Genomic DNA, 18,994 nt, shown 5'->3' with positions numbered 1-18,994 from the left:
CCATGGTCACCGGCGCCTTCTTCTATCTCACCTGGACGAGTTTTCGCAACCGGATCGTCCACCGGATCCGACAGTCGAAGAACCCGCGTTACGCGCTCGCCATCATCATCGGGGTGGCGTACTTCTACTTCATCTTCTGGCGCAATCCGCGAAGCGCCAAGGCCCAGTCATTCCCATTGCTCGGCGACGGCGGCCATCTGCTCGTACTCGGTGGACTGGTGCTGGGCGCGGTGTCCATGTGGCTATTCGGTGGTGACAGCACGGCGCTCGCGTTCACCCAGGCCGAGGCGTCGATGCTGTTCCCGGCGCCCGTGTCGCGGCGCCAGCTCGTGGGGTACAAGCTCGTGCGTGGACAGGTACCGCTGCTGTTCAACACGCTGATCTGGGTGCTCCTGGTGAATGCGGGGCAGGGTGGCCTCCCGGCGTGGGCGCGGGGCATCGGCTTCTGGATCCTGTTCTGCACCATCTATCTGCACCGGCTGGGGTCGTCACTGGTGCGCACGTCGTGGGCGGAGCACGGCCGGCAGGGCGTGCGGCGCCACGTGCTGTCGCTGGCCGCGTTCACGGTCGTGGTGGTGGGGGTGGCCGCGAGTCTCGTGCCGAGCATCGGGCCGTTGCGCGAGGCGGCCGATCTGAGCGGGCGCGTGGCGGTGCTCAGCGCCACGGTGTCACAGGCACCGGCCCGCTACGTGCTCTGGCCGTTCGCCGCCGTGATCGGTCCCGTGTTCGCCATGTCCACATCGGCCTGGCTGGCCGCGGTGCCCGCCGCCGTGTTCATGCTGCTCGTGCACGTCTGGTGGGTGCTGCGCACGGATACGGCGTTCGAGGAAGCGGCGCTGGCGGCCACCGCGCAGCGCGCACAAAAGCTCGCGGCGATGCGCGGACGCCGGGCCGCCCTGTCTGGCGGGAGCGCCGGCGGGGTTGCGCCCCGCCAACCGGCTCGTGCGCGCGGCACCACGGGCATTCCGCTGGCCCCCACCGGGCATCCGGCGGTGGCGATCGTGTGGAAGAACATCGCCTGCCTGCGGCGTACATCGCAGCAGCGGCAGCTCATCGCCCCGGTGCTGATGGCCCTCGTCATCGGGTTCGTAAGCGGATCCAAACTGGGAGCGCTGAGTGGAATCGTGAGTGCGCTGTTCGCGTTCGCGGCGGTGATGGTGCTGATGGGCCCGCTGATGCTGCGCGGCGATCTGCGGCAGGACCTCCAGCATCTCGCGGAACTGAAGACGCTTCCGTTCAGCGGAACGACCGTCGTCGCCGCCGAGGTGTTGAGCGTGTCGGTGCCGTTGGCCGTGGTGCAGGCGGTGGCGTTGGGCGCCGCCGCGCTGGTGGCACAGGCGGGTGGGCTGCAATGGGCGCCGCCAGGTATGCAGCTCGCGATCGCGGTCGGGGCATTGCCCGTGTTGCTGGCGTTCAATGCGGGCAGCGTGACGATCCAGAACGGAATGCCGATTCTCTTTCCGGGGTGGGCCCGGTTGGGGACGGTCGTCCCGGGTGGCGTGGAGATGATGGGGCAGATGATCCTCATCATGGGTTTCTATCTCGTGCTGCTCGCGTTACTCCTGCTCGTGCCGGTGGCAATGGCGATCGTGGCGATCGGTACGCTGAAACTCAACGGTCCGCTCGCCGTGGCCGGGACGATGGTGACCGGGAGCGCGGCGCTGGCGTTCGAACTTCAGGGTGTCCTGCAGTGGCTCGGCCGGACGTTCGAGCGCCTCGAGCCGAACTCGACGGGCGGGTAGTCAGCCGGCCGCGTGCGACGCGGCGAGCACGATGGCCAGCGCGCGCGACACACCGCGCGTGCCGTTCACGTTCTCGAACCACTCGGCCGCGGAATGCGCGCCGCCGCCGCGCCCGCCGCCGCCGATCGCGATTGCGGGAATCCCGAGTCCGATCGGCACGTTGGCGTCCGTGGATGCGATCGCCAACTCCGGGTCGCAGCCGGCCAACTGCGTGATTGCCTGGGCGGCCGCGACCAGTGGGTGGTCGGCCGCGGTCTCACCGCCGGGCCGGTCTCCGATGCGCGTGACGGTCGCGGTGAGCGGGGCGGTGTTCTCCGAGCGGCGCGCGTTCTCCTCGGCGGCCGCCGCTCCCACGGCGCGGTGCACCTCCGCTTCGAGGCGGTCGAGCATACGTGGACCGGCCGATCGCACGTCGAGCTCGATCCAGGCGTGGTCGGGAATCGCGTTCACGGAAATCCCGCCACCGATGCGCCCTACGCTGAGCGTGGTCCGTGGCATGGTCGAGAGCGGTACGGCGGCCAGCCGCGCGGTGGCCGCCGCCGCGGCGTGAATCGCGTTGGGTGCGCCGAACGCCGCCCAACTGTGTCCGCCCGGACCACTGAAGGTGACGCGATAGCGCCGACTTCCGAGGGCGCGGTGGATGATGCGTTCGTCGCCAGCACCGTCGATGGCGATCATGCCGGCCGGCCGGTCGGCGAGGCGGGCGAAGTAGCGTTTCACACCGCGCAGATCGCCATTGCCCTCCTCGCCGGTGGTGCCCACGAATTCCACCGGCCGGTCCAGGGGGACACCGCGCCCGTCGATCGACTCGGCCAGAGCGAGCATCACGGCCAGGCCGCGTCCGTTGTCGGTGATGCCGGGCCCGGAAAATCGGCGGCCGTCACGGCGCACCGTGAGCAGCGTGCCACGCGGAAAGACCGTGTCGAGATGTGCACAGACGACGACCGGGTCGTCGGGTCGGCGGCCCGGCCGGCGCCCGATGACGTTTCCGGCGTCGTCGATGCGCACACCAGCCAGGCCGAGCGCGGCAAACCGGTCTCGCACCCATGCGGCCCGTTCCCCCTCGTCGCCGGTGGGCGCCGCGACTTGGGCCACGGCGATCTGGACGCGCAGCACGTCCTCGTCGCGCGCGGCAAGATGAGCGCGCGCGGGAGCGAGCGCCGCGAAGGCGTCGGCGTGTCGTCGGGAAGACAGGTGCATGCTGCTCCAATACAGCGGAGGTTCGTTGCCGTTTGGCAAGTGGTAGATTCATCGCACGCCCATGAGCCCGCCGCACGCGCCGCGCACCCCACCGACCTCGTCCGCCAGCCCTCCGCGTCTGGCACGCAATGTGGTCGCGCTCGGTCTGGTGAGCTTCTTCACCGATATGTCGAGCGAGATGATCTACCCGCTCCTGCCGGTGTTCCTCACGGTCACGTTGGGCGCGAGCGCGGCGTTCGTGGGGGCCATCGAGGGAACCGCCGAGTCGGTGTCGGCGCTACTCAAGCTGGCCAGCGGGTGGTGGTCCGACCGCGCCCGTCAGCGCAAGCCGTTGGTCCTCGCGGGCTACCTCCTGGCGTCGATGACGCGGCCGCTGGTCGCCGTGGCGCAAACGGCCGGGCAGGTGCTCGCCATCCGCGTCACCGATCGTGTGGGAAAGGGGCTGCGCACTTCGCCGCGCGACGCACTCATTGCCGACTCCGTGGATGTGAGTATTCGCGGCCGCGCGTTCGGGTTCCAGCGGGCGTGGGACAATGCGGGCGCGGTGGCCGGGCCCGTGATTGCCTTTCTTCTGCTGCAATGGGAAGGGTTGACGCTGCGGCACGTGTTCTGGCTTGCACTCGTGCCGGGCGTGTTTGCCATAGCGACGCTGATGTGGGGAGTGCGGGAGGTGCCCAGGAACCCGACGCGGTCCGGGACGGGGGCGCCCCTCGACCTTTCGCAACGCATGGGTGGGCGCTTCTGGGCGTTCATGGCAGTGATCTTCGTGTTCACGTTGGGCAACTCGACCGACGCATTCCTGCTGCTGCGGGCCAAGCAGTTGGGCGTACCCCTAGCCCTCACGCCGATCATCTGGGCGCTGTTGAACGCCGTCAAATCGCTCACCAACACGCCCGGCGGGGCGCTGAGCGACCGGATGGGCCGCCGTCCGACGCTCGTGATCGGATGGCTGTTCTACGCCGCGGTGTACCTGGCTTTCGCCCACGCCTCTCGGCAATGGCACGCGTGGGTGCTGTTCGCCGTGTACGGCATCTATTTCGGATTCACGGAGGGCGCCGAACGGGCCCTGGTGTCGGACCTCGTGCCGGCGGCGCGGCGAGGCACGGCATTCGGGTGGTTCAACCTCGCGGTGGGAATCGGGGCGCTGCCTGCGTCGCTGATCTTCGGCGTGATCTGGGACCGGGTGAGTCCGGCGGCGGCGTTCACGCTGGGGGCGAGTCTGGCGATGGTCGCGGCGGTGGGGATGACGGTGGTGGGAGGAGGTTGGCGGAGAAGGGATCTGACCCCCGAGGGTTGATCACATCCATTGGCCGTTCAACAACACCGCGCTCCGGGTCTGGAATACTTCTCCTCGAGCCGCTGCCGCGAGAATTCCTTTCGCGATACCGGCCGCTCGCCGGGATGGCATTGGCGGAGGTGGGCCAGATAGCGCTCGTAGTCGGGCACGCCGATGACGCGGCGGGTGACCGTTCCGATGGCCCGGATATTGGTGCGCAGTCGGGACCAAGATCGCATGTGTTCCTCGTGTGTTGCCGAGCCCCGCGTCCGGCGAGTTGTTTCGCCGTGCGGATGGTGTGCTCGAACAGGTCGAAGATGGGCGACAAACGGTGAAAGGCAAGCGTGTCGTCGTACGCGACGGTGACGATTCGGGCCGTGTCGCCGAGCTCGCGATGGGTCGAGACGGTGACACCGGGCCGGATATCGGTGGTCTGTGTGAATCAGCGAACGGCGCCCATGGCGAGCGTGGGTCGGGCTTCGTCTCTGGTGGCGCGGTCAGCCGCCAGTCGTCGCCGGTTCGGCCGGGACTTCCGAAGACACGGCGGGCACGCGCCCGCTGATCACGCCGTACCAACTGCGCATCGAGTCGGCGAGGATGACCACCACCGACACCATGAAGAAGGCGGCGACGGCAGCATCCAGATAATCGTTGAACATCATGCGGTGCCCGGCCGCGGCGGTGGCGACGCCGGCGGGGAGTGCCCCGGCGTCGATCGCGGCACCCAGCGACCAGGCGTGAGCGATGAACCCCAGGTGCGGGTCGGGCGAGAACATCTTTTCCCACCCCGCCGCCATGGTCACGACCACCAGCCAGGCGAGCGGCAGGAGGGTCACCCAAGCGTAGCGCGCCTTGCCCATCTTGATGATCACGGTCGTGCCCACGCACAGCGCTACCGCAGCCAGCAGTTGATTGGAGATGCCGAACAGCGGCCAGAGCGAATTGATGCCGCCCAGCGGGTCGATAACGCCCTGGTACAGAAAGTGGCCCCACAACGCGACGAAGATGGCGCTCGAGAGGAGCACCGCGGGATACCAGGACACGCGGCCGAACGGTTCCCAGACGTGACGTCCGAGATCCTGCAACATGAACCGGCCCACCCGCGTGCCGGCGTCGAGGGTGGTGAGGATGAACAGGGCCTCGAACATGATGGCAAAGTGGTACCAGAGCGCCATCGCGCCGCCCCCACTCAATGCCCCTGAGAAGAGCTGCGCCATGCCCACGGCCAGGCTGGGCGCGCCCCCGGTGCGCGACAGCAGCGTCGTCTCTCCCACACTCTTGGCGAGCTGCGTCAGCTCGGCGGGTGACACGGTGAATCCCCACTGAGCCACGGCCGCCGAGGCACTCTGGACGGTGGTGCCGAGCGCGCTGGCCGGAGCGTTGATCGCGAAGAACACCCCTGGGCTGAGTGCGCAGGCGGCGATCAACGCCATGATCGCCACGAACGACTCCATCAGCATGCCTCCGTAGCCGATGAGCGGAGCGTCGGTCTCGCGCTGCAGCAGCTTGGGTGTGGTCCCTGACGCGATGAGCGCATGGAACCCCGAGATGGCGCCGCAGGCGATCGTGATGAACGCGAACGGGAACACTTTGCCGGCGAAGATGGGGCCCGTGCCGTCGGTGAATCGCGTGAGCGCCGGCATGTGCAGTGGCGGGAGCACGACGAGAATACCGATACCCAGCGTGAGCACCACCCCGATCTTCACGAACGCCGAGAGGTAGTCGCGGGGTGCGAGCAACAGCCAGACCGGGAGCACGGACGCCGCGAATCCGTACCCCATCACGATCACGGCCAGCGTCGTGCCGCTCAGCGTGAACGTGGCCGCCAGGGCCGGATCCTCGGCCACCCAGCGGCCCGCGTACAGCGCCACGACGAGGAGCGTGAGTCCGATGGCACTGGCTTCGAGGACGCGGCCGGGCCGAATCCAGCGCAGGTACACGCCCATGAGCAAGGCGATGGGGACGGTGAGCCCGATGGTGATCGTGCCCCAGGGGCTCGCTTTGAGGGCGTTGACCACGACGAGGCCGAGCACGGCGATCAGCACGATCATGATGCCCAGCACCGCGACCAGGGCCGTGTAGCCGGCCACCGGTCCGATCTCCTCCTTGGCCATCTGTCCGAGCGTCTTGCCATCTCGGCGCACCGACGCGCAGAGGATGACGAAGTCCTGCACAGCGCCGCCCAGCACGGCGCCGACGATGATCCAGATAGCGCCGGGGAGGTAGCCGAACTGGGCGGCGAGTGTGGGCCCGACGAGTGGCCCGGGGCCGGCGATGGCCGCAAAGTGATGTCCGAACACGATCCACTTGTTGGTGGGCACGTAATCGCGCCCGTCGTCGAGCCGCTCTGCCGGTGTGCGTCGATTGGCGTCGAGCGCGAACACCTTGCTGGCGATGAAGCGGCCATAGAACCGGAACGCCACCAGGTACGTGCATACGGCGGCGGTGAGCAGCCAGGCGGCATTGATCGACTCGCCGTGGGCCAACGCGACCCAGGCGAGCGAACCGGCGCCGAGCACGGCGACCACTATCCAGAGGATAATGCGCAGCAGCTTCGACATGACGGAATGACTCCGGGGGATGAGGCCGGGGCCAAAATGGGATGGCGGGCGTACGGGGGGAAGAGGGTGGCCGATGAGGCGGTGGGCCCGCGAATGGATTAACTTTCCTCCATGCCTCGCGTCCGCGTATCGAGTATCGTCGCCGCGCTCGCCGTCGTGGCCTGTGCCACGCCGGTTTCGCACGCGCAGCAGCCGCCAGCGTCTCCGGCGCCGGTGGTGCGGCCGCTGGCCAACCTGGCCGCGCAACGCATCATCGTGGCGCCTGTGTTCGCCATGGCCCACGGTGATCCGCTGGGCTGGGCAGCGGGAATTGCGGAGCCGCGGGCCATGCTGCGCCAACTCGATTCGGCGATCGTGGCCGACTTCGACGCGCGGGGCCTCGGCGGCACCTGGTTCTTCGCTCCTGACCTCGAGAAATCCTACCGGCTCAACTCCACGTACGCCGCCAACCCGTACCTGCTGGCCGAGACCCCGCTGGTGGGCGCGCGCATCGAAGTCGGGCACTTCTACGGTGATCCGCTGGCCAGCCAACTGCGGACCATGATCGCAATGCAGGACGGGGCCCGGTACGTGATGTTGCCGGTGGACCTGCGGTTCGAGAAGATGGCGGACGGAACGATGGAACGGGCCGTGCTCCGGCTCGTGCTGGTGGACGCGCGGACCACCGAGTTCATGTGGATCCACGAGGTCCAGAGCGATCCGGCGGCGACCTTCGGGCCGGCGGTCCTGGCCAGCCTGGCGTCGCATTTCGCCGATCTCGTCATTTCGCCGTAGCCGGCGTGATCAAGATAACAAGTCACTAATGGGCATTCCGGTCACGCTGATTCCGGGCGACGGCATCGGGCCGTCGATCACGAGCGCCACGGTGCGGATTCTCGAAGCCGCCGGCGCCGACATCGACTGGGACCCACAAGTGGCCGGCATGGCCGCCGTGGCCAGGTACAACGATCCGCTTCCCGACGCCACGCTCGACTCGATCAAGCGCACGCGGCTGGCGCTCAAGGGTCCCCTCGAGACACCTGTCGGGGAGGGATTTCGCTCCATCAACGTCGCGTTGCGCAAGACGTTCGACCTGTTCGCCAACGTGCGGCCGGCGTACTCGATCGTCCACGGTGGCCGGTTCGACAACATCGACCTCGTGCTGATTCGTGAGAACACCGAAGGGTTGTACGTGGGCGTGGAGCACTACGTCAAGGTGGGAGACGACCCGAAGGCGGTGGCCGAGTCCACGGCCATCATCACCCGCTCGGGCTGCGAACGGATCGTGCGTTACGCGTTCGAGTACGCGATGACGCACAAGCGCCGGAAGGTGACGCTCGTCCACAAGGCCAACATCCTCAAGTACACGTCCGGGCTGTTCCTCGACGTGGGCCGCCAGATCGCGCACGAGTACGACCACATCCAGTGCGACGATGTGATCGTGGACGCGATGGCGATGAACCTCGTCATGCGACCCGAGACGTACGACGTGATCGTGACCACGAATCTGTTCGGCGACATCCTGTCCGACGAGATCTCCGGGCTCGTGGGCGGGCTGGGGCTGGCGCCGGGCGCCAACATCGGCCTTCAGGGCGCGATCTTCGAGGCCGTGCACGGCACGGCGCCCGACATCGCGGGCAAGGGCATCGCCAACCCGGCGTCGGTGATCCTCGCCGCCTGCATGTTGCTCGAACACGTCGGAGACGGCGAACGCGGCCTGGTCGTGCGCACCGCCCTCGAGGAGACGATCCGCGAGAGGAAGCGCGTGACGCGCGATCTGGGCGGCACGGCCAGCACCGACGAATTCACCGACGCGATCATCGCCAGACTGTGACCCGGCTGACGCTCTTCCACTGCTCCGACCTGCACTTCGGCCACCCCGCGGTGCCGGCGCAGTACGAGGCGCTCGAAGCGCTGATCCAGGAACAGCGGTACGACGTGGTCGCCATCTCGGGCGATCTGTCGCAGCGCGCGCGGGCCGGCGAGTTCCAACGCGCGCGAGTGTTCATCCAGCGGGCCGAACGGGTGAGCCGGGTGATCGTGGTGCCGGGCAATCACGATGTGGCCTGGTGGTTCGCGCCGCTCGGGCTGGGCGACGATATGGCCCTCCTTGCCAAGTACCGTCGCTATATCGACGACGACGCGGAGCCGGTGCTGCGCTTGCCCGGCGCCGTGGTCGCCGGCATCAACACCGCGCATGGTGTGCGGTGGAGCACGCTCACCTGGAACCCGCGCGACATCTCGATCATCGGCCATCTGGACCGCGTCCAGCTCGACCGGCTGCACGCGACCTTCGCGGATGCGCCGCCGGACGCCCTGCGGGTGGTGGTGATGCACCACAACCCGATGAAGGGCGAACTATCGGGGCGCTACGGGCTCAAGCACTCGCGCCGCCTGCTCACCGAATTCGCCTCCCTGGGCGTGGACCTCGTGCTGTGCGGCCACGATCATCAGGAAGCCGTGCACTTCGTAGAGCACACTGCCAAGGGCACCGTGATCTCCACGGCAGGCACGGTCTCTGCCCGCTCGCGCGGCGGCCGGCCGTCCTCGGTGAACAGCATCACGGCCACCGCTGACGCGATCGTGGTGGACACCCTGATCTGGTCGGACGCCGCCCGCGGCTTCCAGCCGGGACCGTCGCAACGCTTCGCTCGTTGATGCGTCTGCTGCGCCGCGGCGCCGACCCGGCGCAACTCGAACTGGCCTTGGCCGGTGCGCCACGAACCGCCGAGGAGATGCTGGCCCGACTGCGCACGCTGGGCCTCCGCCGGATCGACCGCTGCACGCTCACCCGGAACCGCACGGTCATGGTGAGCGTGGGCGGTGGCGAGATCCGCGTGCACGAGGGCTACCTCGACGCGCCCGAGCCGGTGCTGCGGGCCATCGTCGTGTTCATGCAGGGCCGCACCCGGGCCGAGCGTCGGGACGCCCGACGCGCGATCATCGCAGCGGCGGCGGTGGCCCACGTGCAGCCGCGGCCGCCGGAGCGAACGCACCCCGACGACGAGGCGCTGGTAGCACGCCTGCAGGCGCTGCACGTGCGCCTCAACGCCGAACGGTTCGACGGCACGCTCCGCGCCGTCCCGGTGCGTGTATCGCGGCGCATGCGTTCTCGGCTCGGCCATTACGTGCCGGCCGGCGAGCACACGACCGTCGAGATCGTCGTCAGCCGGCGCCACATCCAGCGGGATGGTTGGGACGATGCGGTGGACACCCTGCTGCACGAGATGGTGCACCAGTGGCAGGACGAATCGGGGCTGCGCGTGGACCACCGCGCCACCTTTCGCCGCAAGGCGCGCGAAGTGGGCGCGACACCAGCGGCCAAGCGGGTGGTGGATCAGCCGCGGCCCCCGCGGCGGCTGGCTGGCTGATTCCGGGGGTTCGTCGGTAGGTTAAACCGCATGATTCTACGCATCGTTCGCGCGCTGGCGGGTGCCGTGGTGTTCGGCGGGGCACTGTGGCTCGGTGCCCGGGGTGCCGGCCCAGTCCCGCCGCTCGGGCAACTGCTCGACCCCGTGAACGGCGCCTGGGGTGCCGCCTCGCATGCAACCCTCCCCCGGACGGCCGCCGCTACGATTCCCGGCCTTCAGGGCGCGGTGGACGTACGGTACGATGATCGCGGCGTGCCGCACATCTTCGCCACGTCCGAACCTGACGCGTACCGCGCTCTGGGCTACGTCGTGGCGCGCGACCGACTGTTCCAACTCGACCTGCAGACCCACGCCGCGTCGGGGCGCCTCACGGAATGGGTGGGCGCCGCGGCCCTGTCACTCGACCGCGAGACGCGAGACCTCGGGATGCCCCGCGCCGCCGAGCAGAAACTCGCCGGAATCGACACGACGTCGATGGCGTGGCACGTCATGGAAGCGTTCTCGGATGGCGTGAACGCCTACATCGACGGCATGCGGCCTTCGCAGGTACCGGTGGAATACCGGCTGTTGGGCGTTCGCCCCGACCGTTGGAAGCCGATCAATTCGATCCACCTGTTCAACCGCATGGGATGGACGTTGTCGTACATCCCTGACGAGGCGGCACGGCTCGCGGCGGCGGCCAAGGTCGGCGACGCCGCGGCCGCCGCCCTGTTCCCCGTCAACTCGCCCATCCAGGAGCCGCTCCAGCCCACCGGCGCGCGCGGACCTGAGTTCGAGTTCGCACAGATCCCGGTGCCGGGGCGTCCGGACACGGCGGTGGCACGCGTGGCCGCATTGATGCGCAGTCTCGAGCCGCCCGGGGCCACGCCGGACGCCGATCAGCGCCACTTCGCGAGCAACAACTGGGCGGTGGCTCCGTCGCGCAGTGCCGACGGGCACGCGCTGCTGGCCAACGACCCCCACCTCGACCTCACGCTGCCGAGCATCTGGTACGAGACTCAGCTGGTCGTACCGGGCAAGCTCGACGTGTACGGCGTGACCATTCCCGGGGCCCCAGGCATCGTGCTGGGGTTCAATCGCGACGTGGCGTGGGGGTTCACGAATACGGGCGCCGACGTGCTCGACTTCTACCGCGAGACGGTGGACGACTCCCTTCACCCCACGAAGTATGAGGTGGACGGCGTATGGAAGCCGCTCGAGGAGCGCGTCGAGGTATACCGCGGCAAGCACGGCGAGACGCTGGCCACCGATACCGTGCGGTACACGAGCCGCGGTCCGTTGATGCATCGGTTCGGCGCGTGGGTGTCCATGCGGTGGACGCTGCTGGAGCCGTCGCACGAGATCAGCGCGTTCTATGCTGCGGCGCACGCCACGTCGGCCAAAGAGTTGCTGGACGACATGGCGTTGGGGTTCTTCGTGCCGGCGCAGAACGTGCTCGCCGCCGACCGCCAGGGCACGATCGCCATCCGTTCCACGGGGCATTTCCCGATCCGCCCCAAGGGTCACACGGGACTGGACATCTTCGACGGCTCGACGAGCGCCAGCGACTGGACGGGCTACTGGCCCGTGGACAAGTACCCCCAGGCGTTCAATCCCAAGCAGGGCTTTTTGGCCTCGGCCAACCAGCAGCCCGAGGATCCCAAGCAGGCGTTCGCGTACCTCGGCGACGATCGGGCGTGGGACCCGTGGCGGGCGCTGGACATCGACCAGCTCCTGCGGGCGGACTCGAGCGTGACGGTGGACGACATGCGGCGTTTCCAGATGAGTCCACTCAGCGTGCGCGTTCAGCTGTTCCTGCCGTTCTTCCTCCGTGCGGTGGCTGGCGCGGTACCCCGGCCGTCGATCGTAGCGGCCGCGATGGTCCTCAAGAAATGGGACGGTCGCTACACCCGCGACAACGACGGGGCCGTGCTGTTCGAGCAGGCTATGCGGAACCTGCGCGACTACACGTGGGACGAACTCGACGATTCCACGGGGCGCCGCGTAGCGACGCCGAGCGACGACATCATGTTCGAACTGCTGCAGCAGCCGTACAGCCTCTGGTGGGATCAGAAGACCACCCCTCAGGTCACCGAGACCCGTGACATGGTGCTCGTGCGCGCGCTCGGCGCGGCGTACGACACGTTGGTGACCCGGCTCGGCCCGCCGGGCAGCGCGCGCTGGCGGTGGGACAGCACGGCCAAGGTGAGCATCAACCATGTGCTCCGCATCAAGCCGTTCTCGGTGAGCGGACTGATCATGGACGGGGGACGTGGCACGCTCAATCCGGCGCCGGGAAACGGGGGGTATGGGCCGAGCTGGCGGATGGTGGTCGACCTGGGTCCCGAGGTGAAGGCGTGGGACACGTATCCCGGCGGCCAGAGCGGGAACCCGGCAAGCCCGCTATACGACAATCGCATTCCCCAGTGGTTGGCAGGCCGATTGAGTCCTGCTCTGGTGCCCAAGGACGCGGCAAGCCTGGGTGCCAACCGCACCACCGCCACGCTCACTCTCACGCCGGGGAGGCCGCGATGATACGCGGATTGGTGAGACTGGCGCTCGTAGCCGCGGCGTTCGCGCTGGGCACGTATGCCTTCGGGTGGTGGGCGGTGGCAGTGGTTGGGGTGATCTGGGGTGCGATGAATCCGGGTATGCCGCGCGTCGCGGTCCGCGCCGCGCTGGCGGCGGCGATCGGCTGGGCCGTACTGCTCGCGGCGCCGATCGCGGGGGGTGCCCCCACCATCCCGTTCGCGCGGACACTCGCGAAGGTGATGGAGGTGCCGCTGTGGGGGCTGGTCGCTGTTGAGTTCGTGTTTCCGTTGGCGCTGGCCTGGGGAGGAGCCACCCTCGGGGCGGTGCTGCGCGGCGACTCAGGGGCGCGGACGGCGGCCCCCGCGCCGCGCTAGATTTCCGGACATGACGACCGACTTCTTCGACATCGATAGCGCGCTCTCCGAAGAGGAGCGCGCGGTGCGTGACAGCGTGCGCCGGTTCGTGGATGAGCGGGTGCTGCCGATCATCGGGCAACACTACATCGACGGCCATTTCCCGCTCGGTCTGGTGCCCGAGATGGGCGAGTTGGGCGTGTTCGGGGCCAACCTCCCCGAGGAGTACGGGTGCGCCGGACTCAACAACGTCGCCTACGGGCTCATCATGCAGGAGTTGGAGCGTGGTGATTCGGGCGTGCGGTCGTTCGCGTCGGTGCAGGGCGCGCTGGCCATGTATCCGATCTTCGCGTTCGGCAGCGAGGAGCAGAAGCGCCGGTATCTGCCGAAGATGGCCGCGGGGGAGATCATCGGCTGTTTCGGGCTCACCGAACCCGACTATGGCTCGAACCCGAGCGGCATGATCACCATGGCGCGCCAGGAGAAGGATGGCACCTGGGTGCTGAACGGGGCCAAGATGTGGATCACCAACGGCTCCACCTCGCACATCGCCGTGGTATGGGCCAAGACCAACGGCGACAAGAGCGACCGTTCGATCCGGGGATTCATCGTGCCCAAGGGCACCACGGGGTTCACGGCCAAGGATCAGAAGGGCAAGCTCTCGCTCCGGGCGAGCGACACGAGCGAACTCGTGTTCCAGGACGTACAGCTTCCGGCGGACGCCATCCTCCCTGGCTCGGGCGGACTGAAGAGTCCGCTCATGTGCCTCACCCAGGCGCGTTACGGCATCTCGTGGGGCGCGGTGGGCGCCGCCATGGCCTGTTACGAAGAGGCGCTCGCCTACGCCAAGAACCGCGTGATGTTCGACCGCCCGATCGCCGGGTTCCAGATTCAGCAGCAGCGGCTGGCCGACATGCTCACCGAGATCGTGAAGGCGCAGTTGGTGTCGCTCCACCTCGGCCGGCTCAAGGACGCCGGCACCTACACGCCGCAGCAGGTGTCGCTGGCCAAGCGCAACAACGTGAGCATGGCCACCGATGTCGCGCGCGAAGCGCGCCGGCTGCTCGGCGCCAACGGCATTCTGGCCGAGTACGCGTCGATGCGGCACATGGCGAACCTGGAGAGCGTGTACACCTACGAGGGGACGCACGACGTCCATTCGTTGATCCTGGGGCAGGCGGTCACGGGGTTGAACGCGTTCAAGTGACCGGGTGTCCGCGCCCGGAGGGCGTCCGCGGGTGGGATGTCCGGCGCTGACGCCTCCATGCACCCTTTCGCGGGCCGCGGGTAATTAGACGGATGTCGATTCCCTACCCGCCCATTCGCCCCGACCTGTTCCGCATCGGCCCGTTCTCGGTTCGCTGGTATGCGGTCATGTACGTTGTCGGTTATATCGTGGGCGCCAAGATCGCCGCGCGACGGGCGGCCCGCGGCCTCGTACGGCTCTCGCCTGCCGACATCGACGCGTTCATCAGCTATATGATGATTAGTATGCTGCTCGGCGCACGGCTGATGTATGCCGCCGTTTACGAGCCGGGGCATTACTTCAGTCGTCCCCTCGAGTTCTTCGCCATCTGGCACGGGGGCCTCTCGTTCCACGGCGCGGTGATCGGGATGGTCATCGCCACGGCGCTCTTTGCCAGGCGTCGCGCGATCCCGTTCCTGACGGTGACCGATACGCTGGCGCTTGCCGGGACCCCGGGGTTGTTCTTCGGGCGACTCGGCAACTTCTTCAACGCCGAATTGTACGGTCGGCCGACGCAGCTGCCCTGGGGGATGATCTTCCCCACCGACCCGCTCCACATCCCGCGACATCCGTCAGAGCTGTATGAGGCCATCGGAGAGGGCGTGGTCCTCGCGATCCTGTTGTTCTGGCTCGAACGGCGCTCGATTGCGCGCCACTGGTACCGCCCCGGGGTGCTGTCGGCCGCCTTCCTGATCGGCTACGGCGTGATCCGTTTCGTCATCGAATTCACGCGGCAGCCCGACCCGCAGCTCGGATTCGTCCTCGGCCCGTTCAGCGCCGGACAACTGCTTTCGGCGGCCATGGTCGTCGTGGGAGCCGCGTTCGCCGTGTATCTGCGCTCGCGGCCAGCGTCCGTTGCCTCGTCAGCGGCCACGTCGACCTCCGATTCTGCCGCTTGAACCCCCCTGAGGCCCGGCTATCTTGTATGTGAATCTTTTCACATACGAGGACGGGCTGTGAAGATCGCCGTCTGCATCAAACGCGTACCGGACATGGAGTCGCGCTTCAAGATCGCCGCGAGCGGCACCGCGGTCGACGAGGCCGGGCTCAAGTTCGACATCAGTGACTTCGACGCCTACGCGGTGGAGGTCGCCCTCCAGATCAACGAGAAGGCGGGCTCCGGCGAGACGACCGTGATCTGCCTGGGTCCCGACGTGGTCCAGGAGACGATCCGCAAGGCGCTGAGCATGGGGGCCGAGCGCGGCATCCAACTCAAAGCCGACAGCGTGCCGGCCGATTCGCTAGCCATCGCCAAGGCGCTGGCCGCCGAACTCAAGGAAGGCGGCTACGAACTCATCCTGTTCGGCAAACACTCGCTGGACGCGATGACGGGCGGCGCTGGCACGATGGCGGCCGAACTGCTCGGGCTGCCCTGTCTCACGGCGGCGTCAAAGCTGGAATTCATCGACGGCAAGGCCGTGGCGCGGCGCGAGCTGGAAGGCGCCGCCGAGCTTCTGGAATTTCCGCTTCCGGCGGTGGTGACCATTGATGAAGGGATCGCGCGCCCGCGCTATCCGTCGCTCAAGGGCATCATGGCGGCCAAGAAGAAGCCGCTCGACGTGAAGCCCGCGCAGCTGGGTGAGGTGCGGGTGACCGTGGAGAAGATGGGAATGCCCGCCGATCGTCCGCCGGGCCGCATCATTGGCACCGGCCCCGATGCGGTACCGGAGTTGATCCGGCTTCTCCAGACCGAAGCGAAGGTGCTCTGATGCCCAATATTCTGGCGGTGGCGGAAACGCGCGGCGGGGAACTGCGCAAGGTGGCGCTCGAGGCGGTGACGGCGGCGCGCGCCCTGGCCGACGCGGCCGGGGGCGGAGAAGTGCATGCCCTGGTGTTCGGTCCGCCGGGGACGGGTGGGAAGACGGAGCCGCTGGCACAACACGGCGCCGACAAGGTGCTGGTGTGCGAGCACGCGGCCTACGGCAGGTCCGACGCCGAGTCGATGAGCGCGACGATTGCGGCGCGGGCGGCGGGGTTCGCCGTGGTTCTTCTCAGCGCGTCGGCGCAGGGCAAGGATCTCGCCCCACGCGTGTCGGCCAAGTTGAACGCGCCGTTGCTGTCCGACTGTCTGGCGGTCCGACTGTCCGACGGGTCGGTTGTCGTCACGCACCCCACGTACACCGGCAAGGTGATTGCGACGTTGAAGGCCACTCCCACGCCGGTGGTCGTGAGCATTCGGCCCAACGCGGTCACGCCCGCGGCTCACGCCAAGCCGCTCAGCACCGAGACCATCGCGCCGGCCGCCGATCCGGCGGCGTCGCGGGTCAAGGTAACGGAGGTGGTGGTGGGCAGCGGCGCCAAGTTGGATCTGGGGGAGGCGCCGGTGATCATCTCCGGCGGGCGCGGGCTCAAAGAGGCTGCGAACTTCAAGCTGGTGGAGGATCTGGCCGACGCGTTCGGCAACGCCGCGGTGGGCGCCACGCGCGCCGTGACCGACGACGGCTGGCGTCCGCACAGCGACCAGATCGGGCAGACGGGCCGGTTGGTGAGTCCCGACCTGTATGTGGCGGTCGGGATTTCTGGTGCGATCCAGCACCTGGCCGGCATGCGCACGTCCAAGACCATCGTGGCGATCAACAAGGATGCCGAGGCGCCGATCTTCAAAGTGGCGGACTACGGCATCGTGGGCGACGCGCTGGAGATCGTTCCGGTGTTCACGGCGGCGGTGCGCGCGGCCAAACAGTCGCACTAACCGCGCGGGATTCGTTCTTGTACTCGGAGCCCGCGGCGGACTAGCTTCCCCGCGGGCTCTTGTGTTGCCACGCCTTGTCGGAGTGACGGCCATGTCGGCGGAACGCATGATCTTCGTATTCGTCCTGGTGCTGGCGGCGGGGTTCTTCTCGCTCAACGTGCAACGCCTGGTCGGGTACCTGCGCGTCGGGAAGCCTGAAGGCCGGCTGGATCATCCGTGGCAGCGGGCGTGGAACGTGCTCCGCATCGCCATCGCGCAGGAGAAGATCTTCCGCGATCCGGTGGCCGGCCCCATGCACGCCGGGATCTTCTGGGGCTTTCTGGTGCTCACGGCTGGCACCGTGGAGTTGATCGTCCAGGGGATCGTGCCCGGGTTCTCCTACGCGCATCTGCTGCCGCACGCCTTATATGTGGTCTATTCGTTCTCGCAGGATGCGTTCGCCCTGCTCGTGCTCGCGGCCGTGGGCTTCGCGTTCTTCCGCCGGTTGGTGTTGCATCCGCGGCGACTCGATGGCGACCACACTCACCACGGCGACGCGTACTTCATTCTCGGGATGATCGGCGCGCTGATGGTGACGCTGCTGGCCATGAACGCGTTCCTGGGCGTGGCTGATCCAGCGGCCCTGGGACACGAGAAGCTCGTGTCGCGCGCGCTGGCCGTGCTGCTCGGGGGCGTATCGCCGGCCACGGCGCGCGCGGTGTCGCACGTGAACTGGTGGCTGCACGTCCTGCTGGTGCTGTTCTTCCTCAACTACCTGCCCTATTCCAAGCACCTGCACGTCGTCACATCGCTGTTCAATGTGTTCTTCTCCAACACGAGCGGCCCCGGGCAGAAGGGCGTGATGCGCGCCATGGATCTCGAGGCCGACGTGGAGCAGTTCGGGGCGTCGGACGTGGCGCAACTCACGTGGAAGAACCTGCTCGACGGATACTCGTGCACGGAGTGCGGACGGTGCACGGCGGCATGCCCGGCGAACATCACGGGCAAACTGTTGAGCCCCCGTAAGATCGTGATCAATACGCGTCAGCGGCTCATGGAATCGGTGGGCGGGCTTGGCGTGCTGGAGGACGACGACCGGGGGCCGGTGGCGGCCGCCGGACGGCACCTGCTCGACGATTACATCACCGAGGACGAGTTGTGGGCCTGCACGAGTTGCCGCGCGTGTGTGCAAGAGTGCCCGGTCTCCATCGACCAGTTGGACATCATCAATGAGATGCGGCGCCACCTCGTGCTGTCGGAGTCGCGCTTTCCCCAGGAGTTGCAGCCGGCGTTCGAATCCATGGAACGCAACGGGTCGCCCTGGGCGTTCCGCCCGGCCGACCGCGCGCAGTGGGCCGAGGGGCTCGGCGTGCCGACCATGGCGGAGGCCTTCGCGCAGGGCCGCCGGCCCCAAGTGTTGTTCTGGGTGGGGTGCATGGGGTCGTTCGACGACCGGGCCAAGAAGACGACGATCGCGTTCGCGCGCATCCTCCAAGCGTGCGGCATCGACTTCGCGATCCTCGGCCAGGAGGAAACCTGCCACGGCGATCCGGCCCGCCGCATGGGCAACGAGTACCTCTACCAGATGCTGGCCAAGAACGCCATCGAGACGCTGGACCGCTACCAGGTGCGCACCATCGTCACCAGCTGTCCGCACTGCTTTCATCAGATCGGCAATGAGTTCCCGCAGCTCGGCGGCCTGTACGAGGTGATCCACCACTCGACGTTCATCGAGCGGCTGCTCGAGGAGAACCGGATCCCGCTGCGCACGGACAGCGGCCGGGAGCTCACCGTCGCCTATCACGATTCGTGTTATCTGGGACGCTACAACGACGTGTACGACGCCCCGCGCGAGACACTCAAGCGCGCGTTACCGATCATGAAGCTCGTGGAACCGGTGCGCCACCGTGACCGAGGCCTGTGCTGTGGCGCCGGGGGCGGGCGCATGTGGATGGAGGAGAGCACGGGCAAACGCATCAACGCCGAGCGCACGGAGGAACTGCTGGCCACCGGGGCCGACACGATTGCGGTGGCCTGTCCGTTCTGCATGACGATGATGAACGACAGCGTGAAGTCGCGCGCCG

At 67.9% G+C, this 18,994-nt stretch carries 16 protein-coding genes; 13 read left to right on the top strand and 3 right to left on the bottom strand.

The genetic code is table 11. From position 1 onward, the window contains the following. Positions 1 to 2: 2 nt before the first annotated feature. The gene (locus tag VNF92_13000) at positions 3 to 1,742 is read left to right on the top strand and encodes a putative ABC exporter domain-containing protein (GenBank protein ID HVA58792.1); all 1,740 of its coding nucleotides are present in this window, start codon (positions 3 to 5) and stop codon (positions 1,740 to 1,742) included. Here VNF92_13000 and VNF92_12995 read toward each other — a convergent pair whose 3' ends face one another. Beyond that, a complete protein-coding gene (locus VNF92_12995) occupies positions 1,743 to 2,942 on the bottom strand; it encodes a M20/M25/M40 family metallo-hydrolase (protein HVA58791.1) in 1,200 nt (399 codons plus the stop codon). A 61-nt stretch (positions 2,943 to 3,003) separates the two neighbouring features. Here VNF92_12995 and VNF92_12990 point away from each other — a divergent pair, with 61 nt between their 5' ends. Next, entirely contained in the window at positions 3,004 to 4,239 is a 1,236-nt protein-coding gene (locus tag VNF92_12990) for an MFS transporter (GenBank protein ID HVA58790.1), read from the top strand. Positions 4,240 to 4,256: 17 nt separating this feature from the next. Here the strand turns inward: VNF92_12990 and VNF92_12985 are convergent, their stop codons facing one another. Together VNF92_12985 and VNF92_12980 are read right to left on the bottom strand one after the other, a co-directional pair. Further along, positions 4,257 to 4,457, bottom strand: a complete 201-nt coding sequence (locus VNF92_12985) for a YbdD/YjiX family protein (GenBank protein ID HVA58789.1) — start codon at positions 4,455 to 4,457, stop codon at positions 4,257 to 4,259. A 258-nt stretch (positions 4,458 to 4,715) separates the two neighbouring features. Beyond that, positions 4,716 to 6,779, bottom strand: a complete 2,064-nt coding sequence (locus tag VNF92_12980) for a carbon starvation CstA family protein (protein HVA58788.1) — start codon at positions 6,777 to 6,779, stop codon at positions 4,716 to 4,718. Positions 6,780 to 6,890: 111 nt separating this feature from the next. On the opposite strand from VNF92_12980, the gene VNF92_12975 reads away from it, so the two are divergent. From VNF92_12975 to VNF92_12925, 11 genes are all read left to right on the top strand, one after another. Further along, positions 6,891 to 7,553, top strand: a complete 663-nt coding sequence (locus VNF92_12975) for a hypothetical protein (protein HVA58787.1) — start codon at positions 6,891 to 6,893, stop codon at positions 7,551 to 7,553. A 28-nt stretch (positions 7,554 to 7,581) separates the two neighbouring features. Continuing rightward, entirely contained in the window at positions 7,582 to 8,592 is a 1,011-nt protein-coding gene (locus VNF92_12970; GenBank protein ID HVA58786.1) for an isocitrate/isopropylmalate family dehydrogenase, read from the top strand. Beyond that, positions 8,589 to 9,416 carry a metallophosphoesterase gene (locus VNF92_12965; GenBank protein ID HVA58785.1) on the top strand — a complete coding sequence of 276 codons (828 nt, stop codon included), beginning with the start codon at positions 8,589 to 8,591 and terminating at the stop codon, positions 9,414 to 9,416. The genes VNF92_12970 and VNF92_12965 overlap by 4 nt, the downstream gene beginning before the upstream one ends. Then, positions 9,416 to 10,129, top strand: a complete 714-nt coding sequence (locus tag VNF92_12960; GenBank protein ID HVA58784.1) for a SprT-like domain-containing protein — start codon at positions 9,416 to 9,418, stop codon at positions 10,127 to 10,129. Before VNF92_12965 ends, VNF92_12960 begins: the two co-directional genes overlap by 1 nt. Positions 10,130 to 10,159: 30 nt before the next feature. Then, the gene (locus VNF92_12955) at positions 10,160 to 12,643 is read left to right on the top strand and encodes a penicillin acylase family protein (protein ID HVA58783.1); all 2,484 of its coding nucleotides are present in this window, start codon (positions 10,160 to 10,162) and stop codon (positions 12,641 to 12,643) included. A gap of 11 nt (positions 12,644 to 12,654) precedes the next feature. After that, positions 12,655 to 13,014, top strand: coding sequence for a hypothetical protein (locus VNF92_12950; GenBank protein HVA58782.1), 360 nt, complete (start codon positions 12,655 to 12,657; stop codon positions 13,012 to 13,014). A 10-nt stretch (positions 13,015 to 13,024) separates the two neighbouring features. Continuing rightward, positions 13,025 to 14,200 (top strand): acyl-CoA dehydrogenase family protein, encoded by a 1,176-nt coding sequence (locus VNF92_12945; protein HVA58781.1) that lies wholly within the window; start codon positions 13,025 to 13,027, stop codon positions 14,198 to 14,200. Positions 14,201 to 14,292: 92 nt separating this feature from the next. Next, complete coding sequence (gene lgt / locus VNF92_12940; protein HVA58780.1) at positions 14,293 to 15,138, top strand: prolipoprotein diacylglyceryl transferase; 846 nt, start codon at positions 14,293 to 14,295, stop codon at positions 15,136 to 15,138. A gap of 57 nt (positions 15,139 to 15,195) precedes the next feature. Beyond that, complete coding sequence (locus VNF92_12935) at positions 15,196 to 15,948, top strand: electron transfer flavoprotein subunit beta/FixA family protein (protein HVA58779.1); 753 nt, start codon at positions 15,196 to 15,198, stop codon at positions 15,946 to 15,948. Then, positions 15,948 to 16,931 (top strand): electron transfer flavoprotein subunit alpha/FixB family protein, encoded by a 984-nt coding sequence (locus tag VNF92_12930; protein HVA58778.1) that lies wholly within the window; start codon positions 15,948 to 15,950, stop codon positions 16,929 to 16,931. The genes VNF92_12935 and VNF92_12930 overlap by 1 nt, the downstream gene beginning before the upstream one ends. Before the next feature lie 91 nt (positions 16,932 to 17,022). Then, the coding region (locus tag VNF92_12925; protein HVA58777.1) for a (Fe-S)-binding protein at positions 17,023 to 18,994 on the top strand (1,972 nt) is incomplete at its 3' end.

The sequence above is a fragment of the Gemmatimonadaceae bacterium genome (genome assembly GCA_035533015.1).
Taxonomy (GTDB): Bacteria; Gemmatimonadota; Gemmatimonadetes; order Gemmatimonadales; family Gemmatimonadaceae; genus JAGWRI01.
The sequence above is the reverse complement of the archived record's forward strand: the minus strand, read 5'-3'. Positions and strand labels throughout refer to the sequence as shown.

Excerpts from the sequence above, each read along its gene's own strand:
- VNF92_12995 (HVA58791.1), bottom strand. The coding sequence starts at position 2,942 with ATGCACCTGTCTTCCCGACGACACGCCGACGCCTTCGCGGCGCTCGCT.
- VNF92_12930 (HVA58778.1), top strand. The coding sequence starts at position 15,948 with ATGCCCAATATTCTGGCGGTGGCGGAAACGCGCGGCGGGGAACTGCGC.
- VNF92_12960 (HVA58784.1), top strand. The coding sequence starts at position 9,416 with ATGCGTCTGCTGCGCCGCGGCGCCGACCCGGCGCAACTCGAACTGGCC.
- lgt (HVA58780.1), top strand. The coding sequence starts at position 14,293 with ATGTCGATTCCCTACCCGCCCATTCGCCCCGACCTGTTCCGCATCGGC.
- VNF92_12980 (HVA58788.1), bottom strand. The coding sequence starts at position 6,779 with ATGTCGAAGCTGCTGCGCATTATCCTCTGGATAGTGGTCGCCGTGCTC.
- VNF92_13000 (HVA58792.1), top strand. The coding sequence starts at position 3 with ATGGTCACCGGCGCCTTCTTCTATCTCACCTGGACGAGTTTTCGCAAC.
- VNF92_12955 (HVA58783.1), top strand. The coding sequence starts at position 10,160 with ATGATTCTACGCATCGTTCGCGCGCTGGCGGGTGCCGTGGTGTTCGGC.
- VNF92_12990 (HVA58790.1), top strand. The coding sequence starts at position 3,004 with ATGAGCCCGCCGCACGCGCCGCGCACCCCACCGACCTCGTCCGCCAGC.
- VNF92_12970 (HVA58786.1), top strand. The coding sequence starts at position 7,582 with ATGGGCATTCCGGTCACGCTGATTCCGGGCGACGGCATCGGGCCGTCG.
- VNF92_12975 (HVA58787.1), top strand. The coding sequence starts at position 6,891 with ATGCCTCGCGTCCGCGTATCGAGTATCGTCGCCGCGCTCGCCGTCGTG.
- VNF92_12945 (HVA58781.1), top strand. The coding sequence starts at position 13,025 with ATGACGACCGACTTCTTCGACATCGATAGCGCGCTCTCCGAAGAGGAG.
- VNF92_12985 (HVA58789.1), bottom strand. The coding sequence starts at position 4,457 with ATGCGATCTTGGTCCCGACTGCGCACCAATATCCGGGCCATCGGAACG.